The following is a 21167-nucleotide window of genomic DNA, read 5'->3' as shown; positions in this document are numbered from 1 at the left end:
ATGTTTGGATCGGATTTATATGTAGCCCTAGTACTGGGAGTAACGCTTAGCCTTATATTTTCAGAAAAGACGGGTGTCGTACCCGCAGGACTTATCGTGCCAGGTTATTTGGCATTAGTATTTGATCAATGGGAAATCATGCTGACCATTTTGATCATTAGTGTCGTAACTTATTTAATCGTCACCCACGGCCTTTCAAGATGGGTGATTTTATATGGAAGAAGAAAATTCGCCGCCATGATGGTGACCGGGATTTGCTTGAAACTCCTATTGGACTTAGTCTACCCCGTCATGCCCTTTGAAATATTCGAGTTTCGGGGAATCGGTATAATCGTACCTGGATTGATAGCGAATACCATACAAAGACAAGGAATGCCATTGACACTTGGCAGCACGCTTTTATTATCCGGCATAACATTCGGTTTAATGAACGTGTACTACCTATTCTGAGGTGCAAAAAATGAAACGGACTTTAAATGCAAAAGAAAAAACACTTATCTTTATTAAACGCACGAAGAAAAAGAATCTTAAATACACTGGAATCATACTACCTATATTACTAATCGCTTTAGTCATTACCACTTGGATGGGACGGGCTGAGGAAGTGAAAACAGTCGCAACAAAATCCGATCAACCATTGACGATGACAATGGTCGGTGATGTGATGATGGGACGTTATGTTGAAGAAGTGACGGAAAAGCACGGGTATGAATACCTCTTCCGGTATATGAAACCCTATTTTGCCAATTCGGATTATGTCAGTGGGAATTATGAACATACCGCTTTAAAAGAAGAAGTATCTAACTACAAGGGAGCCGATACGCCCATCCGGTTAAACTCCAATACTAGCGGTGTGGAAGCCGTTAAAGATGCTGGCTTCTCTGTGGTGTCATTGGCAAATAACCATATGATGGACTATGAAGAACAAGGACTCCTTGACACGATTGATGAATTCAAAAGTGCGGATATGCACTATGTCGGTGTTGGATCTAACACCGCGGAAGCAAAAAACAGCATCGACTATGCGGATGTTAATGGCGTTCGTGTCGCAACACTTGGCTTCACAGATGTTTACGGTAAGGATGCCGTATCAAAAAGTGATAAAGCCGGACTATTGAACTCCAACCCTGATTTATTATTTGAAATGATCGGCAAAGCAAGTGATGCCAAGCAAGGCAACGCAGACTTGGTTGTGGTGAATATGCACTGGGGACAAGAGTATTCAACATCAACAACCGATCGACAAAAAGACTTGGCTAAAGCTATCATCGATGCGGGCGCTGACATCATCATCGGTCATCACCCCCACGTGCTACAATCGTTCGATGTTTATAAAGATGGAATCATTTTCTATAGCCTAGGAAATTTCATATTCGATCAAGGCTGGACACGCACAAAGGATTCAGCCATGGTTCAATACCATTTAGCGAATGACGGAAAAGCTACAATCGATGTCGTACCGTTGCAAATTGAAGAAGCAACACCAAGGCCAGCTACCTCTTCCATTGACAAATCACGTGTTTACCGACAGTTGACGAAGGAAACGAGTGAAAAAGTCCAATGGTCTAAAAAAGAGGATCGCATCGAGATTTCCTTGGATCACAAGAAGGTAATCGATCATAAGGCACAGCGTGAACAAGAGGAAAAGGCAGCAATGGAAAAGAAAGCTGCACTGGAGAAAAAAGCAGCACAAGAGAAAAAGGCCGTACAAGCTAAACAACCTGGAATACAACCCATTCAGTAAGGAACGCTTTATCACTACTATTTGAAGAATGAAGACACACAACTTAGAATCTCAACGAAAAGGGGGAACAACCGATGATTAACCGTATGACGGGAAAAGTGCTCATATCCCTAAGCTTGCTCATATATATTGCTGGATGTTCGAAGACACCCCCTATTTCTGACACGAATGATCCGATAAAGAGTAAAACGGAACAATCATATGGGGTCAGTTCTTCAAATCCAATCGCAATAGATGTCGGGATGGATATATTGGAAAACGGCGGAACGGCGGCTGATGCCGCCATTGCGGTATCGTATGTATTAGGTGTAGTCGAACCTTATGGATCTGGCGTGGGCGGCGGCGGCGGTATGCTGATTGCCCCGGAATCCGGCGAACCCGAATTTATCGATTATCGTGAATCCTCTCCAGAAGACCCAAGTTCAAGACACGATACAGGGATTCCTGGCTTAGTGGCCGGCATGCAGGTCATCAGTGATAAGTATGGGAGCGTACCAATGGCAGACCTTCTTCAGCCGGCTATAGATTTGGCTGAAGAAGGATTTGAAGTCAACGAATCGTTATCATCACGCTTAGAAGCGGCTCAGCCAAGGATATCTTCCGATGCGACTTCACTTTTTTATCCTGATGGTGATGCCATTGAACCAGGCAAAACCCTCGTCCAAGAAAGACTTGCTGAAACACTGAAGGAGATCCAGCATGAAGGTCCTGATGGTTTTTATAAAGGCGAAATTGCGCGGGATATTAAAAGGGAATCAGATATCGACTTGATGGATTTAAAGCGCTATGAGGTGAAAGAACGGAAACCGGTCCAAGGAACATTTGCCGGTTATGATGTTTTTACCGCACCTCCGCCCTTTTCAGGAATTACCGTTCTTGAAATGTTAAAGCTAGCCGAGGAAATGAACCTAGGTGATTCTTCAAGCAAATCAGCTTATATGAAAGTCTTGGCGGGCATTACGGATACTGCTTATCAAGATCGGACCGTCAATGTTGGAGATGGAATAAGTCACTCCAAGGCGGAAAAATTGCTCTCCCCCATTCACTTGGATAGTCTTAAAAATAAGATCAAAAGTGAAAAATGGGAAGATAAAGAATCGAATGGTTCCGAAGAACATGAAAGTACGACACACTTTGTGGTAATGGACAAAAACGGCACTGTCGTTTCCGCAACGAATACGCTCAGTAACTTTTTCGGATCTGGGGATTATACAAATGGATTTTTCCTTAACGATCAACTGAAAAATTTCAGGTCCGGCTTGAACTCACAAAAGGCATATAAACGGTCAAGAACTTTCACCGCTCCGACCATTCTCAAGAAACCTGGGCGGGAATCGATCGGGATCGGCTCACCAGGCGGTGATAGGATTCCGCAAGTATTGATGCAGGTTCTTTATTCTTATACAGAAAATGAAGGCTCGTTGCAGGATATCGTCGATCGTAATCGGTTCGTCTTTGATGGAAAGAAGATTTATACAGAATCCAGGCTTTCGGATGAAACTGTATCCGACTTGGAAGATTCCGGATACGAAGTCATTCAGAAGATTTCGCCCATGTATTATGGCGGGGTTCAAGGACTCGTTAAAAACGAGAAAAATGGACAAATATCCGGAGCTGGAGATAAAAGAAGAAACGGAAGCTGGAAAGCTCAGCAATAAACAAGCAATCCAGCCCCTCCTTTTCTAAATATCATATAAATTTTAGCGTTGTATAAGGGGATTTTGAATATGAATATCGTAAAAAAAATAACAAGCTGGGTAATACCTGTCCTTCTTGTAGCAGCCCTGCTTGTGACAATGAATACGTTTAAACGGACAGAAACGTTAACACCCGACGAGCAAAAGAAAATAGAACTATATACGACAGTCGAAAAATGAAAAAGCTGGGGCATCCCCGCTTTTTTTATTTTTGCAGTCAATGGGTATGGAAGATTAGATACACTACAGATACGGAGGATTACCATGATTGAAAATAGCTATACCGATTTTTTTGAACTGCAGGAAAATGAACAAGAATACCTTGATTACCGCATCATCCTTCATCACAGGAATCCTGATATTGCAGTTCTAGCCATCCATGGCGGGAATATCGAACCAGGTACGAGTGAAATTGCAGCCGCACTTGGAGAGAGACTTTGTGCAAGCACCTACCTATTCGAAGGCCTAAAGCCAAGGGGCAACCAGGTCCTCCATATACCATCCCGCTTATTCAATGAACCGAGCGGCGTTTCAATGGCAGCGAACGCTCAGACCACCCTTTCGATCCATGGCCACTACGACGTACATAATGGGCTGGTTTACATTGGCGGAAGGAACGAACCATATAAGAACCTTATTCAGCAATGCCTCAACGAAGCTGGATTTCAAACTGATCATGCACCGCAGCACCTTTCAGGCATGAATGGAAACAACATCACCAACACATCCAAAACTGGCGCAGGCGTACAATTGGAACTTTCCACAAAGCTCAGAAAAAGCTTTTTCAAAGGTGATGACTTTACCAGTAAGAACAGGGTCAATCACTGTAATCTTCTTAAACGGTTCGTTACTGCCATTGAAAAAGCCACTCTTGAATATAAACAGGTTGAATGACCTTCTTAGTCGATGAGGCTTTCGGCTTGACCGAAGCTTTCGAATTTCTCGGCAAAATAACCTGACGAAAGGTTGGAGATATGAACGCCGGTGTTTTCCGTTGAATTGAGAAAACGGCCATCACCAAGATAAATTCCTACATGGGTCACACCCACCCTTGTTCCCGTGTCCCTAAAAAATACTAAATCCCCGGCCTTCGGATTATCGATTTTGGGCACCAATGAGAAGTAATCCTCTGCGGAATCTCGTTTTACAGAAAGGCCCTGCTCCTTCATGACCCAATAAATGAAGCCGCTGCAATCCATTCCGGTCATTGGATCTTCTCCCCCGAAAACATAGGTGAATCCGCGTAAAGTGTATGCATACTTGATGACATCATATGCTTTATCATATGCAGCCTCCTGGTTTACATAAAACGGAAATAGCGGGTTGCTGTATAGTTGAAGGTACTGCCCCTGCATCAACTCATCGGTATTTAAAGCGTTGCGGCTTTTGATCGCACTCATGGAAATGCTGTAATGCTCCGATATACTATTAAGCGTTTCTCCCATTTGGACGATATGCTCTCCTTTAGGAGTATATGTTTTGTACGCCACTTGGTATTTTGCAAAGTAATCTTCTGTGGCGGATCTAACCTGAACCGTTTCTGCACCATATCCAGAATTGACAAATTGGTTTTCGCCGATATAAATACCCGCAGTCACGACTTTTAAGCTGTCTTTTTCCAGAAAGAATATTATATCCCCAGTTTTCGGAGTGGCTGTATCCATCCCTTGCTTATAGAAACCATCTACTGTCAAACGGTCGACCGGCACATTTTGCCGGGAAAGCACCCAATGGATCAATCCGCTTGAATCGAACCCCTTTTCAGGCGTCTCCTCTCCAGCTGTCTTTTTAAACCCTATGAAAGATCTCGCATATTTCGCAATTTTTTTTCCTCTCTCCGACCATTGATAGATGGAAGGGGTATACGCCGTTTGAATGATCGTCAACTTTTGGCCCGCAAATAACTTATCATCCGGTAAACCATTCGTCTTCATCAATTGCTCAGCCGATATATCATATGTCTTGGCAATCGATTCCACCGTTTCGCCAGAGATTACAGTATGCACAGGATCTGCAGCCTCGGCCTTTAAACCAGGTAAGAAAGTGAAACTAACCATGAATACCAATGTCAGTATCATACAGCTTATTTTTCCATTAAACATTTTAACCTTCCTTTATACGCTGAAATATTTTTATATTTATGATGTTCAAGTAAATCCCACCATATGAACCTTCTATCCTATCACCCACCCAATCAGATGAGTCTTAATGTCTACAGTAATTATATTATCGGTAAAATAAACGAAACTTTCAGCCTGCTTTTCCTAAAAACAAACAGTCGGATTCAATTAAACACCATAAAAGCAAACCTTTATTCCTATACCTCATCGATAAAAGTTGGAAATCGAAGAATTCCTAGAGGATTTTGTTTATCTTGGCAGTATGGGTAAGGGTAGATTAGAGAAATCCCGGTCATGATAAAGTCGTTTATATACGGCTTGCCCTATTTATGATGAGGATGACGATATAGGAGTGAACACTTTGATAAAAATGGAAGATATAGTTTTGGAGGGGAAATGTATTTGAGGTTTTGCATGATAACAAACGGAAATTGATAACGAAGGCGATGGGTTTTTGATCAGGAACCCAAATCCATTGGTATCACCCATCATCTAGCAGAAGTAACGAGAGGGAAAGCTAAATGACTTTTCCCTCTCGTTACTATGAATCTATAGCATATAAATTTGTGCAAGCTTTTAATATCCGTGCCGACTTGTCCGATTCCTATATATTATTCCCCTTTGTAAAAAAAGCATGGATACTTGACCCGATCCTCTAAATTGTACTTTTATACTTCCAATGATTATGTCCACCATAAAGAGATGTCCCAGCGATTCACCTTTTTAGAATGATGTAATGGCAATCTAACAAAAAAGGAAACCACTGTAATGGCCTCCCTTTTTGCAACATTTGTTATTCCCTACTTCTCTATCTGGAATTCCCCTAGCGTCTGCTCCAAATCATTTATTAACTGTGTAAGCTGCTGTGTATATTGAGCAAGTTCATTGGAAGAAGCAGCTTGTTCCTCCATCGATGATGCAATTTCTTCTGATGAAGCTGTCGTTTGCTGTAATACGGCGGTGATTTCTTCTATCACTTTAATAACCGTTCCTTTTTGTTGAGCTCATGCCGGTGACTGCAGAAAACGCCACTTCTAATTTATGGCTAGACGAGACACCGCAGACGCTTGCGTCATGGAGGCTTGGCAGACTGTCGGCGGAAAGGGAGCGGATTTCTGAAATCAACTGAAACATTTTTTAATAAAACTCTAGGCTAGTCTCATCCCGAATATTCTTAAGACTAGTTTATTCTTCATGTTTCTTTACTATAATCCTTAATGATTGAAGAAATTTGCGACACTCCTGCCGAATAACTGGCTAGACGAGACACCGCAGACGCTTGCGTCGAGGAGGCTTGGCAGACTGTCGGCGGAAAGGGAGCGGATTTCTGAAATCAACTGAAACATTTTTTAATAAAACTCTAGGCTAGTCTCATCCCGAATATTCTTAAGACTAGTTTATTCTTCATGTTTCTTTACTATAATCCTTAATGATTGAAGAAATTTGCGACACTCCTGCCGAATAACTGGCTAGACGAGACACCGCAGACGCTTGCGTCGAGGAGGCTTGGCAGGCAGTCGGCGGAAAGGGAGCGGATTTCTGAAATCAACTGAAACATTTTTTAAATAAAAAACTAGACCGACATTAGAATATCTCGGTCTAGTGAATTCGAAGCTGATTCTTTTCATGAAGGAAAGGTGATAACTCATTTTACTTTTTACCCGCCTTGGTGAATTGCTGACCAATTGCACCTATTATTAAAATGATGATCGAAATGAGACTGTAGTCCTTAAAAAAGGTCGTAAATGGAATTTCCAGAAATAAGAACGCCATCGTAATCAATCGTCCTATAAGCAGAATTATTCCGATAACTATCATCCAATTAAATAATTTTCCTAAAAAACCCATCTTTTCCTCCTTTATGACTTTCATGCATCATCTTTCTACAAGAATAAATATCCGGATTCGGAAAAACCCTTCAGCCTGACATGTCGTTCCTTGCCCCATTACTCGGGGGCATCTTTGGAGATAGGTTTACCGGCTTCGATCAACACTTTGCTGCCCAGTAGGAAAAAACCTTGAATGAACAGCAATATACCCGTTCCTATAAGGAGCCATTCTATTTTAATGATGTCGGATATCGGTCCGAATACAAGCATTCCCAGGGGCATCATGGAAGTCGAGATCATACCTAAAACACCAAATACCCTCCCAAGAAGATCACCCTCGATCTTCTCCTGTAACAAGACCATGGACGGCGTATTAAAAATGGGCATCGCCAATCCCACTACCCCCATGATGATCAAGTAAATCCAAAAAACGGGGATGATTCCAAGAGCGAAAGTACAGGCACCAATTATAAGGCTTGCAAGAGTCATCGTATGAATCTTGTTTTTAAAGCCTCCCCAGGAAGCCATGAAAATACCGCCTAGCATCATACCGATGGCAAAGGTGATTTCTATCGCAGTCAACCGCCATACATCATTCCCGAAAGAGCGTGTGACCTGAAGCGGTGTTAGGAATGCAACTGGTGCGGCAAGCACGAAGAAAAATGCGAAAAACATAAAGAACTTCTTAAGAAAGTCGTGATTCCTGATATAACTGAAGCCTTCTTGCAAATCGGTGAAATAGCTGGTTGTTTGCTTTTGTAATGCCTTCGCATGTGCTGGAATTTTCAAAAAGGCCAGCAATGTGAAGATGGCAATTGCAGCTGTAATCACATCAATGAAGAAAATGGTTTCGATTGAAGCCATCGTAAGCAGCGCGCCGCTTACCATGGGGGAAACGAGCATCACTAGCGCTTGAATGCTTCCATTTGTCCCGTTCACCTTCGTAAGCTTATCCTCTGGAACAAGTTGCGGGAGAATGGCCCCTACTGCCGGAGTCTGGATCCCAGTTCCGATCGCGCGGACAGCGGACATGACGAAAAGCAGCCAAAGCTCATCGTAGCCGATTAAAAACAAGATGGCCAATACGAGCGTCGAAATGGCAATCAAAGAATCCGAAAGAATGATCAGTATCTTCCGATTATAGCGGTCTGCCCATACCCCCGCGATCGGGGAGAGTATGAAGGTGGGCACGAAACCACAAACGATGGATATCGTCATCATGACACCCGACTGTGTATTCAACGTGATATACCACATGATGGCATACTGGACCAAGGACGAACCAAAGAGGGATATCGTCTGACTGCTTAGAAAAAGAGTGATATTCTTTTTCCAATTGTCCTTTTCTTGATCATTTAATGATTTCATCTCTTAAACACCTCATTCTATTTTCAATATTTTTTCTTGATGCCCTAAAAAAAACACAGGCTATTTGCCTGTGTTTAGAGTAAATGGATCAGAACCTATCTAAAGAAACCTGAGAGGATGAGTATTTTAACGATAAAAAATCAATCTCCCACTGGCCTTCGGTTTGGTCAATACAATGGAGAATCTTACACTTATCCAAAATGACGCTTGGATAGGTAAAGTAATTCTCCCCATATAATTCTTCCATTTTAAAGTCAACTGAAATCGTGAAAAACCTTTGATCACAAAGGTTGCCCCGGCTTCAGCTGGACACAAAAAAAAGAGTTGAAATCGTCTCTTTTTTCTTAAATGCGTAAAATGAAGGTTTCCTTAAAAATAGACAGACCATTCCCATTTACCCTGCGGACGGCAGAGCTCTTGAACGTATTCAATTAACGGTTCAAAGATTGGAAACGCAGTCTGATAAATGTCACAAGGAAAACCTCCATTTCTCAAAAGTTAAAGTCATCTTAACATGGAGCCAACTGGAATATCAATAAAAAACTTCCTTCTGGCACAAGCATCACCTCCGCTTTGGCCGAAATTCACCGTTCGTTTCCTTATGTACCCTGCTGCATGTCACACATCCATTATCCATCCATTCGTTTGACGGCGGCCGTATATTCCTTATGCCATTTTTCCCATTCATCCATTGGGAAGTCCTGATGGTGTCCATCAAGTAAATCACTAAACATATCAAGGCAAATATGCCAGCCTGCCAGATCTTTTGATGTATGATCATTAACTGGCGTGATGGATTCTTTCAATACCAATGAGCATCCATCCTTTTCAGGGGATACCTCGAAACGAACCCAGCCGTCCCCCCATTCAAAATCTAAAACGGCAGATTCCCGGAAGTCCCTGATCTTCATATCAAAAGATTTCCCTGACCCATCATTGAAATTGAATTTTATCGTCCCATCTTTTCGGAGGTCCTTCATTTCCAGGTTGGACATCCACTTTTCCACCTTATCATTCTCCGTTAAAGCACCCCATACCTTTTCAACCGGATGATTGAGCAGGCGATCGAATCTTGCGATAATCCCATTACCTTCTTTTTCGATTACAGCTTGCACTTGGATTCCCCCCACTCAATTCGTTACCCGAGATTATTTTTATAATAAAAAATGGTCGGTTGGAATTCACCATTTGCAGATTTCGCATAATCAGGAATCCTGCCTGCCTGAATATATCCCAATGAGGTATACAGGAGATTTGAAGGATCTCCTTCCCTCGTATCAAGGACCAATAATGTCCGCCCTTCCTGCTTGGCCTTCTGCTCAGCCTCTAGCATGAGTGAACGTCCTATGCCATTTCTTCTATAACCAGTATGTGTCATTAATTTTGCGATTTCCGCTCGATGGCCGCCATTTTGCTTTGAACATAAATGTAACTGTACACTCCCGACAATCTTACCCTGTAACTTAGCGACCAACAGAATCACATCACGATTCATGGCACTGCCCCAGTAATCAACGGCCTCAGACTGTTTCATGGGTGGTAAAAAACCGATGGACGCACCATCATCCACCACCTGCACCAAAAGGTCGGAAAGTTCATTAAGATGGTATCCAATTGATGTTAATTGTTCGATTTTCACATCGGCATTCAAAGTAATCACAACCTTTTAGAAGATATAATATATTCACCATCCCTGGCGCTTTGATAAAGAAGTAATATGAGCCAGGTGATGTCGTCCGTGCCAAGCATAAATGCCTATATTTTCACCGACAGTCACCTTTCCTGAATCAGGATGGATGAATGTCCGGCTCAGGTCATCAGCATGAAGGTCCGATAAAAGTTTACACATTCGGATATGTATACTTTCGAGCAGTGATAGAGAAACTTCAATCGGCAAATCATAATCAGGCAGCTCAGCCCATTGCCCCTCCTCGTACGGTTTAATGACAGGACTTTCTTCCGTAAGGGCCAATTTGAAGCGAATATACGCATTCATATGACTATCAGCAACATGATGCACCACCTGGCGGACCGTCCATCCTCCAGGCCGATAAGCCGTATCAAGCTGTTTATCATCCATGTTACCTACCGCTTCACGCAGCATCCGAGGCAAAGCTTCAATCTCGTTGAGCCACCCCCCGGCTATACCACAAGTAATTTCCCCATCAAACTGAAACTTCCCGACCGGGTATCTTAAATCCATCTTCATTCCCCCTTGATGTTCAATAAAAATAGCATCTATATATATTCTTTATCGATTAAGACAAATCCTTTTTCCGGTATACTTTGCTCTGCTCTACTACTCATCACTAAATATCAGGAAATTTATTCCACAACATTAGCACGAATACTATTTCCACATTTAGCAATCATAAACAAATGAATGGCATGTGCATCAATCCATCTTTAAACAATGGAAATGGGGATAGGATCATCTTGAAGAAAATCAGTTCGATACAAACCCTGAGCATTTTCTTTTTATCAATCGGTCTTCTTAATCACGTTATCTTGATCCCCTTCCTCCTATCCACTGGCGGAAGGGATGCTTGGTTTTTTTCTATCCTAACTATTGGGTTGATCCCGATTTGGGTCTATATATTATCGAGAATAATCAAGAATATGGATAATCAATCCTTGACGGATTGGCTTGAAAATAGATTTGGAAAACACATTAAAAATATCGCTTTATTCTTTATCGTGATTTATCTGATCAGTCTTGTTTTGGCCACTACAAAGGAAACGATTGATTGGATCACGACAAGCTTTCTTTTTGAAACCCCAAGTTTAGCGATTATCATTCCGTTTACGCTGCTATGCATTTTTCTTGCCCATTCTGGTATGCGCTCCATCGCCATTTGCTCTTCTGTATTATTGCCAATAGTCGTCATTCTTGGCATTTTCGTTGCGACCGGAAATATACCGACAAAAGACTATAGCCACCTCCTTCCCCTTTTCGAGAATGGCTATTTTCATGGCATAAAAACCCTTCAATATTCTGGTTATGGCCTTACCGAACTGATTTTAATCGCTTTTTTTCAAGAGAAACTTTCGGATAAGCTCAAGATAAAGGTATTAGTATTCTTATGCCTTGGACTAGTGTTTTTACTTCTTGGCCCATTAACAGCAGCACTCGCTGAATTCGGGCCGAGCTTAGCCGAAGTCATGAGGTACCCCGCTTATGAACAATGGCGTTTGCTGACAATTGGTAAATATATTGAACATACAGACTTCTTTTCCATTTACCAATGGCTTGCTGGTGCCTATATCCGTGTTTCAATGGCGTTATTCTTAATAATGGAAGTCTTTAAAGGAAAAACTAATAATGTGAAGCTTGGAATTCTTTTCGCTGTAGGTTTTCTGATGGTCGTCATCTCCATCGTACCATTCAGTAATTTCAAGTTCTTGCATATAAGCCAGAAATTCTACTATCCTGGCGCTTTTTATTTCCTGTTACTGTTGTCCGCCTTTTTGTTTATCGGCACTTTCATCAGATCTAAGGAGGGGAAACGACATGCGAATGAAACGATCCAAAAATGAGCCACCCCTCTTAGAATTAAGGGAGGAGACATTTCGGGAGTTATTCAGTTCAAGCTCAGATATCAAGTTTGAAATGATTTATATCGGAGAAACCGAAAGACCCATTCCTGTCCTTATTTTTTACTGCTCGGGTATGGCCGACATCAGTTTACTGAACGAAGGAATTTTGGAAAAGTTAAACAAAATGATGGAATTGGATGAGAGCATCGATGCCGAAGAATCAATCAACAAGCTAAAACCCTTGATAGACCTCAGGAAAGTAACCATCGACAGTGAATTCAATAACGTCCAGCAGCTGATTTTCTCCGGGCATGCCTTATTATTCATACCCTCAGTCCAAGAGTTATTTTCAATCGAATTGTCCAACGTGCCGAACCGGCAGCCCGAGGAGTCTTCCTTCGAGGTCTCGGTAAGAGGTCCAAGAGATGGGTTTGTCGAGGACATTTCCATCAATACGGCTTTAATCAGAAAGCGGCTAAAAACAAAATCGCTCGCCTATGAAGAGTTTATCGTTGGCAGGCGCAGTCAAACGAAAGTCGGACTGATGTACATGGATGACATCATCAATAAAGAACTCATTAAAAATGTAAGAACGGAAATTAACTCCCTTGATTTAGATATTTTGGTGAGCAGCCAACAATTGGAGGAATTGATCACTAACAGTAAATATAGTATATTCCCACTCACCCATTATACGAGTCGCCCTGATTTTGTAGTCGAAGCACTCAATCAAGGAAGATTCATTCTAATCGTGGACGGCATGCCAACGGTAATCGTGGCCCCTTCTACCTTACTATTGCAAATAAAAACCGCAGAAGATTCGAATCTTCCTTATCTATTTGTAAGCCTTGAGCGACTTCTTCGCTTTATGGGGCTTGGCATTACCGTTTTATTGCCGGGGTTTTGGATCTCCATTTCCGCTTTCAATATTGAACAGGTGCCGTTCCCGTTACTAGCCACCATAACCCTTTCAAGGCTGGGGCTTCCCTTATCTGCCACGATGGAATTCATTCTCATGCTCATTTTATTTGAATTATTCCGTGAATCCGGGGTCAGGTTACCTAAAGCGGTTGGGCAGACAGTTGCGGTTGTAGGAGGCCTAATTGTCGGTGATGCGGCGATAAGGGCAGGACTGACTTCACAAACCATGCTTGTCGTCACTGCCGTAACCTCTGTTGCATCTTATACACTTGTAAACCAGTCTTTAACAGGTGCCGTTACCGTTCTGCGAATGTTTGTTCTGTTACTAAGCTGCATTTATGGAATCTACGGCTTGATAATCGGTTTCCTTTCCATTGTCACTTTACTATCCAGGCTTGATTCATTCGGGGTTTCATATATTGGCGGAATGAACCCGCCAAGAATCAAAAAAATCCTGGATTCATTCCTGAAGTCGCCATGGAATTCCATGAGTAAACGATCCTTGGCCGCTAATGATAAAACCAGAAAGGGGCAGTAAGGCAATGTTCCGCATCTGTAAAATTTGGTTGACCCTGCATTTACTGCTATTTCTTTCAGGCTGTTGGGATGAAAAAACGATCCAGGACTTTCATTATATAACGGCCATCGGGATAGATTTCAAAGATGGGGAATACATAGTCTATACGCAACTTGTAGACTTCGCTGCGGTAGCTAAAACGGAGGCAAAGCCGACGCAAGCTCCTCCCGTATATGTAGGGAAACAAAAAGGACGGTCGATTTCGATCGCCATTAATAAACTAATGCGCAATACTCAACAGTCTCTCTATTTAGGGCATGTATCCACATTTGTAATCAGTGAAAATGTTTTGAACCGGCAAAGCACAGAAATAGTGGATTATATATACAGAAACCAATTACTCAGGTACTCATCCAATATCTTTGCCACAAAAAATTCCATGGATGAGCTTTTCTCCATTAACGGCTTTTTTAATTTGTCACCTTTATACACGACATTATATTTTCCGGATGATGTATACCGGATTATATCATTCATCCAACCCATTACAGTCCAAAGGTATTACTCTGACCAGCGCGAAAAAGCATCTACCACCATATTACCCTCCATTTCCTGGAACGATAAAGTTTGGAAGGAAAAAGATAAAAAGCGAAAAAGCCTCTATATGGATGGTGCATTTATCATTTACTATAAAGTGTCCCAGCCCTGGTTCTCTGAAAAAGAACTGAGCGGTTTACGCTGGCTCACTAAAAGGACCAACAAAACTCCAGTGAACATCACAATGAATAAGCAAGACATCTATGCCTCTTTTTCCCATCCGGCTCATAAAGTGAAACCTGTTCTCAAGGATGGCAAGTACAAATTCGATATTGAAATTGACGTTTCCGGCAAAATACTGGGGCTTGATACCCAAATCGATATCGACAAAATAAAACGGAAATTCGAAAGCCAAATAAAAAAGGAAATCCTATCAACGTTTAAAACAGGGCTCCAAAAGAACGCGGACCCTTTAAACCTAGGCAAAACCCTTTATATCAAAGAGTTAAAATACTGGCAAAAGAATCATTTAAAAGAGCCTAAGGATTATTTAGATAAGGATTCAATTCATGATATAAACGTAAAGGTACATATCCTTAACACAGGTGGCTTAGAAGCTAAACCACTGGAGTAATGAAGATTTGAGGATTCGGTTTGGAATTTATAATACCCAATATTATTGGATAATGTTGAATTCACGAGTAAATCGGCTTAATTCACGAGTATTTGTTCCAATTTCACGAGTATTTGCTCCAAACTCACGAGTAAACGCTGATATCTCATGAGATTACTGCTGTATTCTATGGATAATGCTCCTTTCACGAGTAAATCACCCAATTTCACGAGTATTTGCTCCAAACTCACGAGTAAATCAACTAAACTCACGAGTAAACGCTGATATCCCATAAGTTTGCTGCTCACCTTGGGTTTATAGCCGAAAAAATCAGGATGGTGCCTTTTTGAGCTCCATCCTGATTTAGGGGTTTGGAAAATGCGGTCCGGAATTTGGCGGATAGCATGGTTAAATGGTAAATTTAGAGTATTCTAACATTTTAGGAGGCCATTTATGAGCATACAGAAGGCAACATTACATGAGCTGGAATCACTGACGGAACTTTTTGATTTATACAGGGTGTTTTATGAGCAAACCTCTGATCCTGGTCGTGCAAGGGAGTTTTTAAGGGAAAGGCTGACAAAAGGGGAGTCTGTGATTTTTATGGCGTTTGATGAAGGAAGTCCAATTGGTTTTGTACAATTGTATCCTTCTTTTTCGTCTGTGAGTATGATGCGGTCATGGATATTGAATGATTTATTCGTGAAGGAGTCCGCCCGTAAAAAGGGATTTGGCGAGGAGTTATTGAACGCGGCCATCGGTTTTGCACGTGAAACAGGTGCTAAAGGGGTTTCACTGGAGACTGGCCAGGATAATGTGAAAGCACAGAGACTTTATGAAAAGATTGGTTTCGCCCGTGAATCGAACCATTTTTATTATTTCAGCATTTAATTAAAAAAAGTGTAGGGAAACCTTCCCTACACTTGGATGCTATTTATCTAGTATATTAATTATCTAGCAGTTTCCATGCTGGCTTGAATTTCTTTAATTAGAAGTTCGGCACCTTCTGGGCTAAGTATTAATTTACCGTCAGCAAGTTTCATATTGTCATCGGAAACTTCACCTGTTACCTGACAAGTCATGTTTGGTTTATATTTTTGAAGGATGATGCGCTCTTGTTCTACATAAATCTCCAGAGCGTCTTTCTCATTAATTCCTAAAGTTCGGCGCAGTTCAATTGGAATGACTACCCGCCCTAATTCGTCAACTTTACGTACAATACCTGTAGATTTCATTTAATTTACCCCACTAACTTTCTTGCGAATGTTGCATTTATATATTTCGTCACCATTCGACATTATTTGCACTTCTATTAAGATACCACTACCTACCATATTCGTCAATTCTCGTATCTTCATATACTATCTGCCTCTATATGATTTTTATATAAAATATTAGCAATTCCTTCATAACACGCGTCACGACAACGTTTACCGCTTCTTCCTTTGGTATATATTTCTAATTTAAATTCACAAATGGAAACGCCTTCATTTAATTCCAAAAAGCTTTCTTTTCATTTCATGTCGAATCACGAAGAATGAATTTCAATAGCTTAAAAGAATCCTGTTGATTTTCTTTTGCTTTTGAAGGAAAATTTAAATTGATCGCTTATAATATTCCGAAAATTCATTCCGCTTTTGAAACAGTGGATATATCTGAATTTTTTTCAGAAAGCCGAAACGATTGCCATCCTTCCAGAGTCTTACTGACTCATAAAACAGATTGAGGTGAGTCAATTGCGTCCGATTATATTAGGTATTTGTTCTGCTTTCTTTTTTGCATTTACGTTTGTTTTGAATCAGGCCATGGAGCTGTCTGGCGGAAGTTGGATTTGGAGTGCTTCGCTGCGTTATTTCTTTATGGTGCCCTTTCTGTTGTGTATCGTATGGAGCAGAAAAAACCTGCGTCCCCTTTTACAAGTGATGAGAGAAAAGCCAGGTCCTTGGCTGCTTTGGAGTTTTGTCGGATTTGGGTTATTTTATGCTCCTTTATGCTTTGCGTCCGCCTACTCACCTGGCTGGCTGATCGCCGGAACTTGGCAAATCACGATCATTTCGGGTGCGCTGCTTGCGCCGCTGTTTTTTGAAAATGTCCAAACGAAAGATGGGATCGAAAGGCAAAGAGGAAAGGTTTCTGTGAAAGGCCTCCTCATGTCCATGATCATTCTGCTTGGGATCATCCTGATGCAGCTGGAACATACCAAACACATTTCAATGGCCGATCTTTGGCTGGGAGTGATTCCAATCGTCATCGCTTCGTTTGCATACCCTTTGGGAAATCGCAAAATGATGGAAGTATCCGAAGGGCGTCTGGATGCTTATCAGCGGGTTTTGGGAATGACTTTGGCGAGTCTTCCATTCTGGTTTTTGCTTTCCTTGTACGGTTTCTTTACAGTAGGTGCGCCGACGAAGATGCAGAGTTTCCAATCCCTTTTGGTGGCACTATTTTCTGGAGTCATCGCCACGGTCCTTTTTTTCATGGCGACCGATTTTGTACGCGGAAATATGCAGAAATTAGCTTCAGTTGAAGCAACACAATCGATGGAGGTCCTTTTTGCCCTGGCTGGCGAATTACTATTCCTATCTTTACCGATTCCTTCTCCGTTATCGTGGTTCGGCATCTTTATCGTCATCATGGGAATGATCCTGCATAGCTATGTATCACATAAAAAAGAAGGTCCATCCCCGAAACGGACAGTGAATGCCTAAATAGCAAGCCAAAAAAGCACCGGATAATTTTCGGGGCTTTTTTGTGCGAAAACAGAAGCGGACTATGTTCTTTTTTTCCATTGACAGGTCATGATGAATTGATGATTTTTCAGAGTGGCAAAAAGCTCACCATTCATTTTTTTCATTAAACTTTGCGCAATGGATAACCCTAGTCCCGTTCCTTTTTTATTTCTTGCAGTATCACCTGTATAAAACCTATCAAAGATATGAGCATCTATTCTTGCCATTACTTCTTCAATATCAAATGGCTTCGTAATGAAATCATCTGCCCCAGCGCGCAATCCATTTATTTTCGTTTGCTGTTCTCCTTTTGCAGATATAATCAAAATAGGGAAATGATGATGCTCCCTAATTTTACGAAGAACTTCCTCCCCGTCCATTCCTGGCAGCATTAAATCCAACAACACCATATCCCATTTCTTTTTCTCCACGTACAATATTGCTTCCGTTCCTGAAAATGCCGGCTAAGGGACATATCCACTTTTTTTCATCATATTGCAAAGCAATCCGCTAATGCTCGCCCCCAGGTGTCTCGTACCTTATGTTGCGTTATTTAAATAAAAGGCTGTTTTCACATACTTTGTTGCTATCTTTTCGTAAAGATTGTTGTTTTTAAAATGAAACTATTTATGGTTGATTGGAGCGGAAGTGCGAGACTCCTGCGGGAGCAGCGGGACAGGTGAGACCCCACAGGCGTTTACGCCGAGGAGGCTCACCGCCCGCCCCGCGGAAAGCGAGCATCTGGAGGGGAAATCAACCACAACTCACCCAAATAAAAAAAACTATAGGCAAACTGGCTTTTTTCAAATTTGAATATAGTCCGGAAAGTTCGAAATGGCCTCGCTGTATTCAGATGAAAGCTGCAAACGTTACGGGACATATGCGGATATTAGGGGAAAATCGGCATGACATTTGACAAAACTTTTACCTTGAGTAAGTTCAAAAAGTATGTATAATGAAAGGTAATTGTATATGTCAAAGGTTTTCTAGGGTTCCGCAGTGCGTCTCATTGCTGGTCTGGTCCGAGAGAAAACTCACAGCATGCTGTGTCACGGAAGGATAAAAGCCTGGGAGAAACTGTTTTAACAGTTATCTCTTGGGCTTTTTTTGTTTTTTTGGTAAAGAATAAAATCGGAGGTGCGTTATTGCATGAGCACAAACTGGATTAAAGTATTCATTGCAGCTTTTTTTGAAGTATTTTGGGTGATTGGCTTAAAACATGCCGATGACTTTTGGACTTGGACTGGAACGGTCATTTCGATCACCATCAGTTTTTACTTGATGATAATGGCTGGCAGGAAGCTTCCTGTCGGAACGGTATATGCCGTTTTTGTCGGTATGGGGACTGCCGGGACCGTTTTTTCCGAAATCCTTTTCTTTGGAGAATCCTTCAAGCTGAGCAAAACACTATTGATCCTCCTCTTATTATCAGGGGTGATCGGCTTGAAGCTAGTGACGGATGATAAGGCAGAGAAAGGGGATGAATCATAATGGCTTGGGTCTCTTTAATCTTAGCGGGGCTTTTTGAGATGTTTGGAGTTGCGATGATCAATAAATTGCACAAAGACAGAAATTGGCAATCCTTGCTGCTGTTATTCATCGGATTTGGAGCAAGCTTCCTATTTCTTGCTTATGCCATGAAAACCTTGCCGATGGGAACGGCTTACGCTATCTGGACAGGAATCGGCGCATCAGGCGGAGCGATAATCGGGATGCTCTTATACGGGGAATCCAAAGATTGGCGCAGGGTCGTTTTTATAGCCATGGTCCTTGGCGCAGCAGTGGGATTAAAACTTGTTTCATAGGAATGACATAAAAGCATAGAAAAATCAAAGACGACACAATGTGTCGTCTATACTTATTTTTATCTAACTTGAATAATTCACCTTATAAAAATTGACCCTCATCCATCACAGCTGAATCTTTCCCCTTAACCTGTTTTAGCGTCGCTACTATAAGAAAGCTGACAATCACCAGTAAGAGCCATGAGCTTACCTTTCCTAGATGTACGAGACTCCATGCATCGGTTTGGTTAGGATATTCCCAAGCTCCAAAGAACGTTGCGATATTTTCGGCTATCCATATGAAAAATCCGATGAGCACAAAAGAAAATGCGATTGGCATACGATAACGGGTTCCACCAACTTCGTATGTGACCCATGCTCGCCAAAAGACGATGATGACAAGTCCAGATAGCCACCAACGAACATCCATCCAATAATGGTGGGTGAAAAAATTCAAATAAATCGCAAGCGCAAGGGATACAACGACAAAAAACGGCGGCCACTTGATCAGTTCAACCTTTAACCTCCTCCACGCCTGGCAAAGATAACTCGCTACACTAGCGTACATGAATCCGCTATACAGAGGCACTCCAAAAATCTTGAAATATCCTTCCTCTGGATAATTCCAGGAGCCCATATGCACCTTGAAAAGTTCAAGGGCAAGACCAATAAGGTGGAATAAGGTGATGACCTTTAGTTCATCCCGTGTTTCAAGCCCGGAACGCAGCATCCACCACTGCATCAGAAGGCAGATGATGAGCAGCCAGTCATACCGCGGCAGAAAGGGAAGCGGGATGAATTTTGTCATAGCCAAAGAGGCAAAAATAACGGCAGGAAACAAGCATGATAGGGCCTGCTCCCAACCAAAACGAACGAGTTGTTTTAGTGCCCTCATGATTGGTGCCTCCATTTTTTATCTTCATTCATGAGTAACTCCCCTTTATAAATCTTAATCTTGAGTGCCTTCATCATTTCGGTATTCTAAAATATCCCCGGGTTGACATTCTAAAGCCTTACAAATCGCATCTAAGGTTGTTAATCGAATCGCTTTTGCCTTGCCATTTTTCAATATGGAAAGATTAGCCATCGTTATTCCAACCCTCTCGGAAAGTTCTGTAACACTCATTTTCCTTTTAGCCAACATCACATCAATATTGATTATAATTGCCAAGTTATTCACCTCAGACTATTAAGTCATTTTCTGATTTTATATCGATGGCTTCTTGTAAAAGCCTTTGAAGAACAGCAGCAAAGACTGCAATCACCATTGAAGCAAAAATAACGACCATTCCGATTAATATGATACCTGGAGCGTCGTCCTTTTCCGCGATGAGATAAAAGAGCGGCATGCCTGCCACATACAAGCAACTTATTGTGATTGCACAATTTTTTATAGTCTTTAAAGCTCTTACAGATAATTCCGAGAAAGCTTTGTTCTTGTCAATATAGCTTAAAAGTTTAAAGGCTTGGTATAGGGCAAAGTAAAAAGGTATCGCCGATGCATACAAATCGATTAAAACGAGATATTTCAAATAAGCCATATCCGGATATAATTCTGCTGCAAAATTCGCTATCCCAGGCACCAAGAAGATGCACAAAGCAAGAACCGGAATTCCAATAAGAATGACAGCCATCTTTAAAAAGAGTGTTGTTCCTAGTTTCATAAAAAGCACCTCACTTATTTATTGTCCATTTAATTTAACATACGTTTTATCGTTTTACAATAAAACATTGTTGTTTTTTATTATATTATTATTGTTAATGAAATATC

General features: G+C 41.5%; 25 protein-coding genes, 1 pseudogene and 1 riboswitch. Of the genes and pseudogenes, 12 read left to right on the top strand and 14 right to left on the bottom strand.

The features are described from left to right. The 5 genes from pgsC to A6755_RS07995 all read left to right on the top strand — a co-directional run bounded on the left by pgsC (window position 1) and on the right by A6755_RS07995 (window position 4335). The gene (gene pgsC / locus A6755_RS08010; RefSeq protein ID WP_034309410.1) at window positions 1–450 is read left to right on the top strand and encodes a poly-gamma-glutamate biosynthesis protein PgsC; all 450 of its coding nucleotides are present in this window, start codon (window positions 1–3) and stop codon (window positions 448–450) included. Window positions 451–460: 10 nt separating this feature from the next. Beyond that, window positions 461–1744 (top strand): CapA family protein, encoded by a 1284-nt coding sequence (locus A6755_RS08005; RefSeq protein ID WP_052137322.1) that lies wholly within the window; start codon window positions 461–463, stop codon window positions 1742–1744. A gap of 74 nt (window positions 1745–1818) precedes the next feature. Then, window positions 1819–3402, top strand: a complete 1584-nt coding sequence (locus A6755_RS08000) for a gamma-glutamyltransferase family protein (RefSeq protein ID WP_063590376.1) — start codon at window positions 1819–1821, stop codon at window positions 3400–3402. A 69-nt stretch (window positions 3403–3471) separates the two neighbouring features. Further along, on the top strand, window positions 3472–3621 hold the full coding sequence (locus A6755_RS26980) for a CapE family protein (RefSeq protein WP_156319646.1): 150 nt from the start codon (window positions 3472–3474) through the stop codon (window positions 3619–3621). A gap of 84 nt (window positions 3622–3705) precedes the next feature. Beyond that, on the top strand, window positions 3706–4335 hold the full coding sequence (locus A6755_RS07995; protein WP_063590375.1) for a poly-gamma-glutamate hydrolase family protein: 630 nt from the start codon (window positions 3706–3708) through the stop codon (window positions 4333–4335). A 5-nt stretch (window positions 4336–4340) separates the two neighbouring features. Here A6755_RS07995 and A6755_RS07990 read toward each other — a convergent pair whose 3' ends face one another. From A6755_RS07990 to A6755_RS07965, 7 genes are all read right to left on the bottom strand, one after another. Next, window positions 4341–5543, bottom strand: a complete 1203-nt coding sequence (locus tag A6755_RS07990) for a C40 family peptidase (protein ID WP_063590374.1) — start codon at window positions 5541–5543, stop codon at window positions 4341–4343. An 818-nt stretch (window positions 5544–6361) separates the two neighbouring features. Then, complete coding sequence (locus tag A6755_RS26975) at window positions 6362–6538, bottom strand: hypothetical protein (protein ID WP_174878703.1); 177 nt, start codon at window positions 6536–6538, stop codon at window positions 6362–6364. Window positions 6539–7211: 673 nt separating this feature from the next. Beyond that, window positions 7212–7409 carry a hypothetical protein gene (locus A6755_RS07985; protein ID WP_063590373.1) on the bottom strand — a complete coding sequence of 66 codons (198 nt, stop codon included), beginning with the start codon at window positions 7407–7409 and terminating at the stop codon, window positions 7212–7214. Window positions 7410–7507: 98 nt separating this feature from the next. After that, complete coding sequence (locus A6755_RS07980; RefSeq protein WP_063590372.1) at window positions 7508–8758, bottom strand: MFS transporter; 1251 nt, start codon at window positions 8756–8758, stop codon at window positions 7508–7510. A gap of 629 nt (window positions 8759–9387) precedes the next feature. Beyond that, on the bottom strand, window positions 9388–9873 hold the full coding sequence (locus tag A6755_RS07975) for an SRPBCC family protein (RefSeq protein WP_063590371.1): 486 nt from the start codon (window positions 9871–9873) through the stop codon (window positions 9388–9390). A gap of 23 nt (window positions 9874–9896) precedes the next feature. Further along, window positions 9897–10409 (bottom strand): GNAT family N-acetyltransferase, encoded by a 513-nt coding sequence (locus tag A6755_RS07970; protein ID WP_063590370.1) that lies wholly within the window; start codon window positions 10407–10409, stop codon window positions 9897–9899. A 33-nt stretch (window positions 10410–10442) separates the two neighbouring features. Further along, window positions 10443–10961, bottom strand: coding sequence for a YfiT family bacillithiol transferase (locus A6755_RS07965; protein ID WP_084737545.1), 519 nt, complete (start codon window positions 10959–10961; stop codon window positions 10443–10445). 233 nt (window positions 10962–11194) lie between these two features. Here A6755_RS07965 and A6755_RS07960 point away from each other — a divergent pair, with 233 nt between their 5' ends. The 3 genes from A6755_RS07960 to A6755_RS07950 are packed head-to-tail and all read left to right on the top strand — an operon-like array spanning window position 11195 to window position 14904. Beyond that, the gene (locus A6755_RS07960; RefSeq protein WP_063590368.1) at window positions 11195–12295 is read left to right on the top strand and encodes an endospore germination permease; all 1101 of its coding nucleotides are present in this window, start codon (window positions 11195–11197) and stop codon (window positions 12293–12295) included. Then, window positions 12270–13754 (top strand): spore germination protein, encoded by a 1485-nt coding sequence (locus A6755_RS07955; protein WP_063590367.1) that lies wholly within the window; start codon window positions 12270–12272, stop codon window positions 13752–13754. The genes A6755_RS07960 and A6755_RS07955 overlap by 26 nt, the downstream gene beginning before the upstream one ends. Window positions 13755–13758: 4 nt before the next feature. Continuing rightward, window positions 13759–14904: a Ger(x)C family spore germination protein gene (locus tag A6755_RS07950; protein WP_063590366.1), complete on the top strand. Its 1146-nt coding sequence runs from the start codon at window positions 13759–13761 to the stop codon at window positions 14902–14904. Window positions 14905–14981: 77 nt separating this feature from the next. On the opposite strand, the gene A6755_RS07945 is transcribed toward A6755_RS07950, so the two are convergent. Further along, window positions 14982–15176, bottom strand: coding sequence for a hypothetical protein (locus tag A6755_RS07945; protein WP_063590365.1), 195 nt, complete (start codon window positions 15174–15176; stop codon window positions 14982–14984). A gap of 160 nt (window positions 15177–15336) precedes the next feature. Between A6755_RS07945 and A6755_RS07940 the strand changes: the two genes are divergently transcribed. After that, the gene (locus A6755_RS07940; RefSeq protein WP_063590364.1) at window positions 15337–15774 is read left to right on the top strand and encodes a GNAT family N-acetyltransferase; all 438 of its coding nucleotides are present in this window, start codon (window positions 15337–15339) and stop codon (window positions 15772–15774) included. Window positions 15775–15833: 59 nt separating this feature from the next. On the opposite strand, the gene abrB is transcribed toward A6755_RS07940, so the two are convergent. Beyond that, window positions 15834–16118 carry a transition state genes transcriptional regulator AbrB gene (gene abrB, locus A6755_RS07935; protein WP_034309439.1) on the bottom strand — a complete coding sequence of 95 codons (285 nt, stop codon included), beginning with the start codon at window positions 16116–16118 and terminating at the stop codon, window positions 15834–15836. A gap of 501 nt (window positions 16119–16619) precedes the next feature. On the opposite strand from abrB, the gene A6755_RS07930 reads away from it, so the two are divergent. After that, window positions 16620–17591, top strand: a complete 972-nt coding sequence (locus tag A6755_RS07930; protein WP_063590363.1) for a DMT family transporter — start codon at window positions 16620–16622, stop codon at window positions 17589–17591. A 62-nt stretch (window positions 17592–17653) separates the two neighbouring features. On the opposite strand, the gene A6755_RS28095 is transcribed toward A6755_RS07930, so the two are convergent. Together A6755_RS28095 and A6755_RS28090 are read right to left on the bottom strand one after the other, a co-directional pair. Beyond that, a complete protein-coding gene (locus tag A6755_RS28095) occupies window positions 17654–17839 on the bottom strand; it encodes a sensor histidine kinase (RefSeq protein WP_241635547.1) in 186 nt (61 codons plus the stop codon). Further along, window positions 17840–18055: pseudogene (locus tag A6755_RS28090) on the bottom strand (response regulator transcription factor); the annotation flags it as partial. 532 nt (window positions 18056–18587) lie between these two features. After that, window positions 18588–18688: riboswitch (guanidine-I (ykkC/yxkD leader) on the top strand. 73 nt (window positions 18689–18761) lie between these two features. Here A6755_RS28090 and A6755_RS07920 point away from each other — a divergent pair. Beyond that, window positions 18762–19103, top strand: coding sequence for a DMT family transporter (locus tag A6755_RS07920; protein WP_063590362.1), 342 nt, complete (start codon window positions 18762–18764; stop codon window positions 19101–19103). Then, window positions 19103–19417 (top strand): DMT family transporter, encoded by a 315-nt coding sequence (locus A6755_RS07915; RefSeq protein WP_034309447.1) that lies wholly within the window; start codon window positions 19103–19105, stop codon window positions 19415–19417. The genes A6755_RS07920 and A6755_RS07915 overlap by 1 nt, the downstream gene beginning before the upstream one ends. A gap of 82 nt (window positions 19418–19499) precedes the next feature. Here the strand turns inward: A6755_RS07915 and A6755_RS07910 are convergent, their stop codons facing one another. Genes A6755_RS07910 through A6755_RS07900 form a run of 3 tightly spaced genes read right to left on the bottom strand, consistent with a single transcriptional unit; the run spans window position 19500 to window position 21060 of the window. After that, the gene (locus tag A6755_RS07910; protein WP_034311519.1) at window positions 19500–20291 is read right to left on the bottom strand and encodes a DUF817 domain-containing protein; all 792 of its coding nucleotides are present in this window, start codon (window positions 20289–20291) and stop codon (window positions 19500–19502) included. Between the two features lie 54 nt (window positions 20292–20345). Further along, entirely contained in the window at window positions 20346–20567 is a 222-nt protein-coding gene (locus tag A6755_RS07905) for a helix-turn-helix domain-containing protein (protein WP_034309451.1), read from the bottom strand. Between the two features lie 10 nt (window positions 20568–20577). After that, the gene (locus A6755_RS07900) at window positions 20578–21060 is read right to left on the bottom strand and encodes a DUF2975 domain-containing protein (protein ID WP_063590361.1); all 483 of its coding nucleotides are present in this window, start codon (window positions 21058–21060) and stop codon (window positions 20578–20580) included. Between the last annotated feature and the right edge of the window lie 107 nt (window positions 21061–21167).

The sequence above is a fragment of the Peribacillus frigoritolerans genome, from assembly GCF_001636405.1.
Lineage (GTDB): Bacteria > Bacillota > Bacilli > Bacillales > DSM-1321 > Peribacillus > Peribacillus frigoritolerans.
Note: the sequence above shows the minus strand (reverse complement) of the source record. Positions and strands in the feature narration are given on the sequence as shown.

Bases quoted from the DNA above. Each gene is read 5' to 3' on its own strand.
- A6755_RS07920 (WP_063590362.1), top strand. From the start codon at position 18,762: ATGAGCACAAACTGGATTAAAGTATTCATTGCAGCTTTTTTTGAAGTA.
- A6755_RS07945 (WP_063590365.1), bottom strand. From the start codon at position 15,176: ATGGGATATCAGCGTTTACTCGTGAGTTTAGTTGATTTACTCGTGAGT.
- A6755_RS08005 (WP_052137322.1), top strand. From the start codon at position 461: ATGAAACGGACTTTAAATGCAAAAGAAAAAACACTTATCTTTATTAAA.
- A6755_RS07990 (WP_063590374.1), bottom strand. From the start codon at position 5,543: ATGTTTAATGGAAAAATAAGCTGTATGATACTGACATTGGTATTCATG.
- A6755_RS07910 (WP_034311519.1), bottom strand. From the start codon at position 20,291: ATGAGGGCACTAAAACAACTCGTTCGTTTTGGTTGGGAGCAGGCCCTA.
- A6755_RS07950 (WP_063590366.1), top strand. From the start codon at position 13,759: ATGTTCCGCATCTGTAAAATTTGGTTGACCCTGCATTTACTGCTATTT.
- A6755_RS07985 (WP_063590373.1), bottom strand. From the start codon at position 7,409: ATGGGTTTTTTAGGAAAATTATTTAATTGGATGATAGTTATCGGAATA.
- A6755_RS07940 (WP_063590364.1), top strand. From the start codon at position 15,337: ATGAGCATACAGAAGGCAACATTACATGAGCTGGAATCACTGACGGAA.
- A6755_RS07900 (WP_063590361.1), bottom strand. From the start codon at position 21,060: ATGAAACTAGGAACAACACTCTTTTTAAAGATGGCTGTCATTCTTATT.
- A6755_RS07955 (WP_063590367.1), top strand. From the start codon at position 12,270: ATGCGAATGAAACGATCCAAAAATGAGCCACCCCTCTTAGAATTAAGG.
- abrB (WP_034309439.1), bottom strand. From the start codon at position 16,118: ATGAAATCTACAGGTATTGTACGTAAAGTTGACGAATTAGGGCGGGTA.
- A6755_RS07995 (WP_063590375.1), top strand. From the start codon at position 3,706: ATGATTGAAAATAGCTATACCGATTTTTTTGAACTGCAGGAAAATGAA.
- A6755_RS26980 (WP_156319646.1), top strand. From the start codon at position 3,472: ATGAATATCGTAAAAAAAATAACAAGCTGGGTAATACCTGTCCTTCTT.
- pgsC (WP_034309410.1), top strand. From the start codon at position 1: ATGTTTGGATCGGATTTATATGTAGCCCTAGTACTGGGAGTAACGCTT.
- A6755_RS28095 (WP_241635547.1), bottom strand. From the start codon at position 17,839: ATGGCAAGAATAGATGCTCATATCTTTGATAGGTTTTATACAGGTGAT.
- A6755_RS08000 (WP_063590376.1), top strand. From the start codon at position 1,819: ATGATTAACCGTATGACGGGAAAAGTGCTCATATCCCTAAGCTTGCTC.
- A6755_RS07965 (WP_084737545.1), bottom strand. From the start codon at position 10,961: ATGGATTTAAGATACCCGGTCGGGAAGTTTCAGTTTGATGGGGAAATT.
- A6755_RS07980 (WP_063590372.1), bottom strand. From the start codon at position 8,758: ATGAAATCATTAAATGATCAAGAAAAGGACAATTGGAAAAAGAATATC.
- A6755_RS07915 (WP_034309447.1), top strand. From the start codon at position 19,103: ATGGCTTGGGTCTCTTTAATCTTAGCGGGGCTTTTTGAGATGTTTGGA.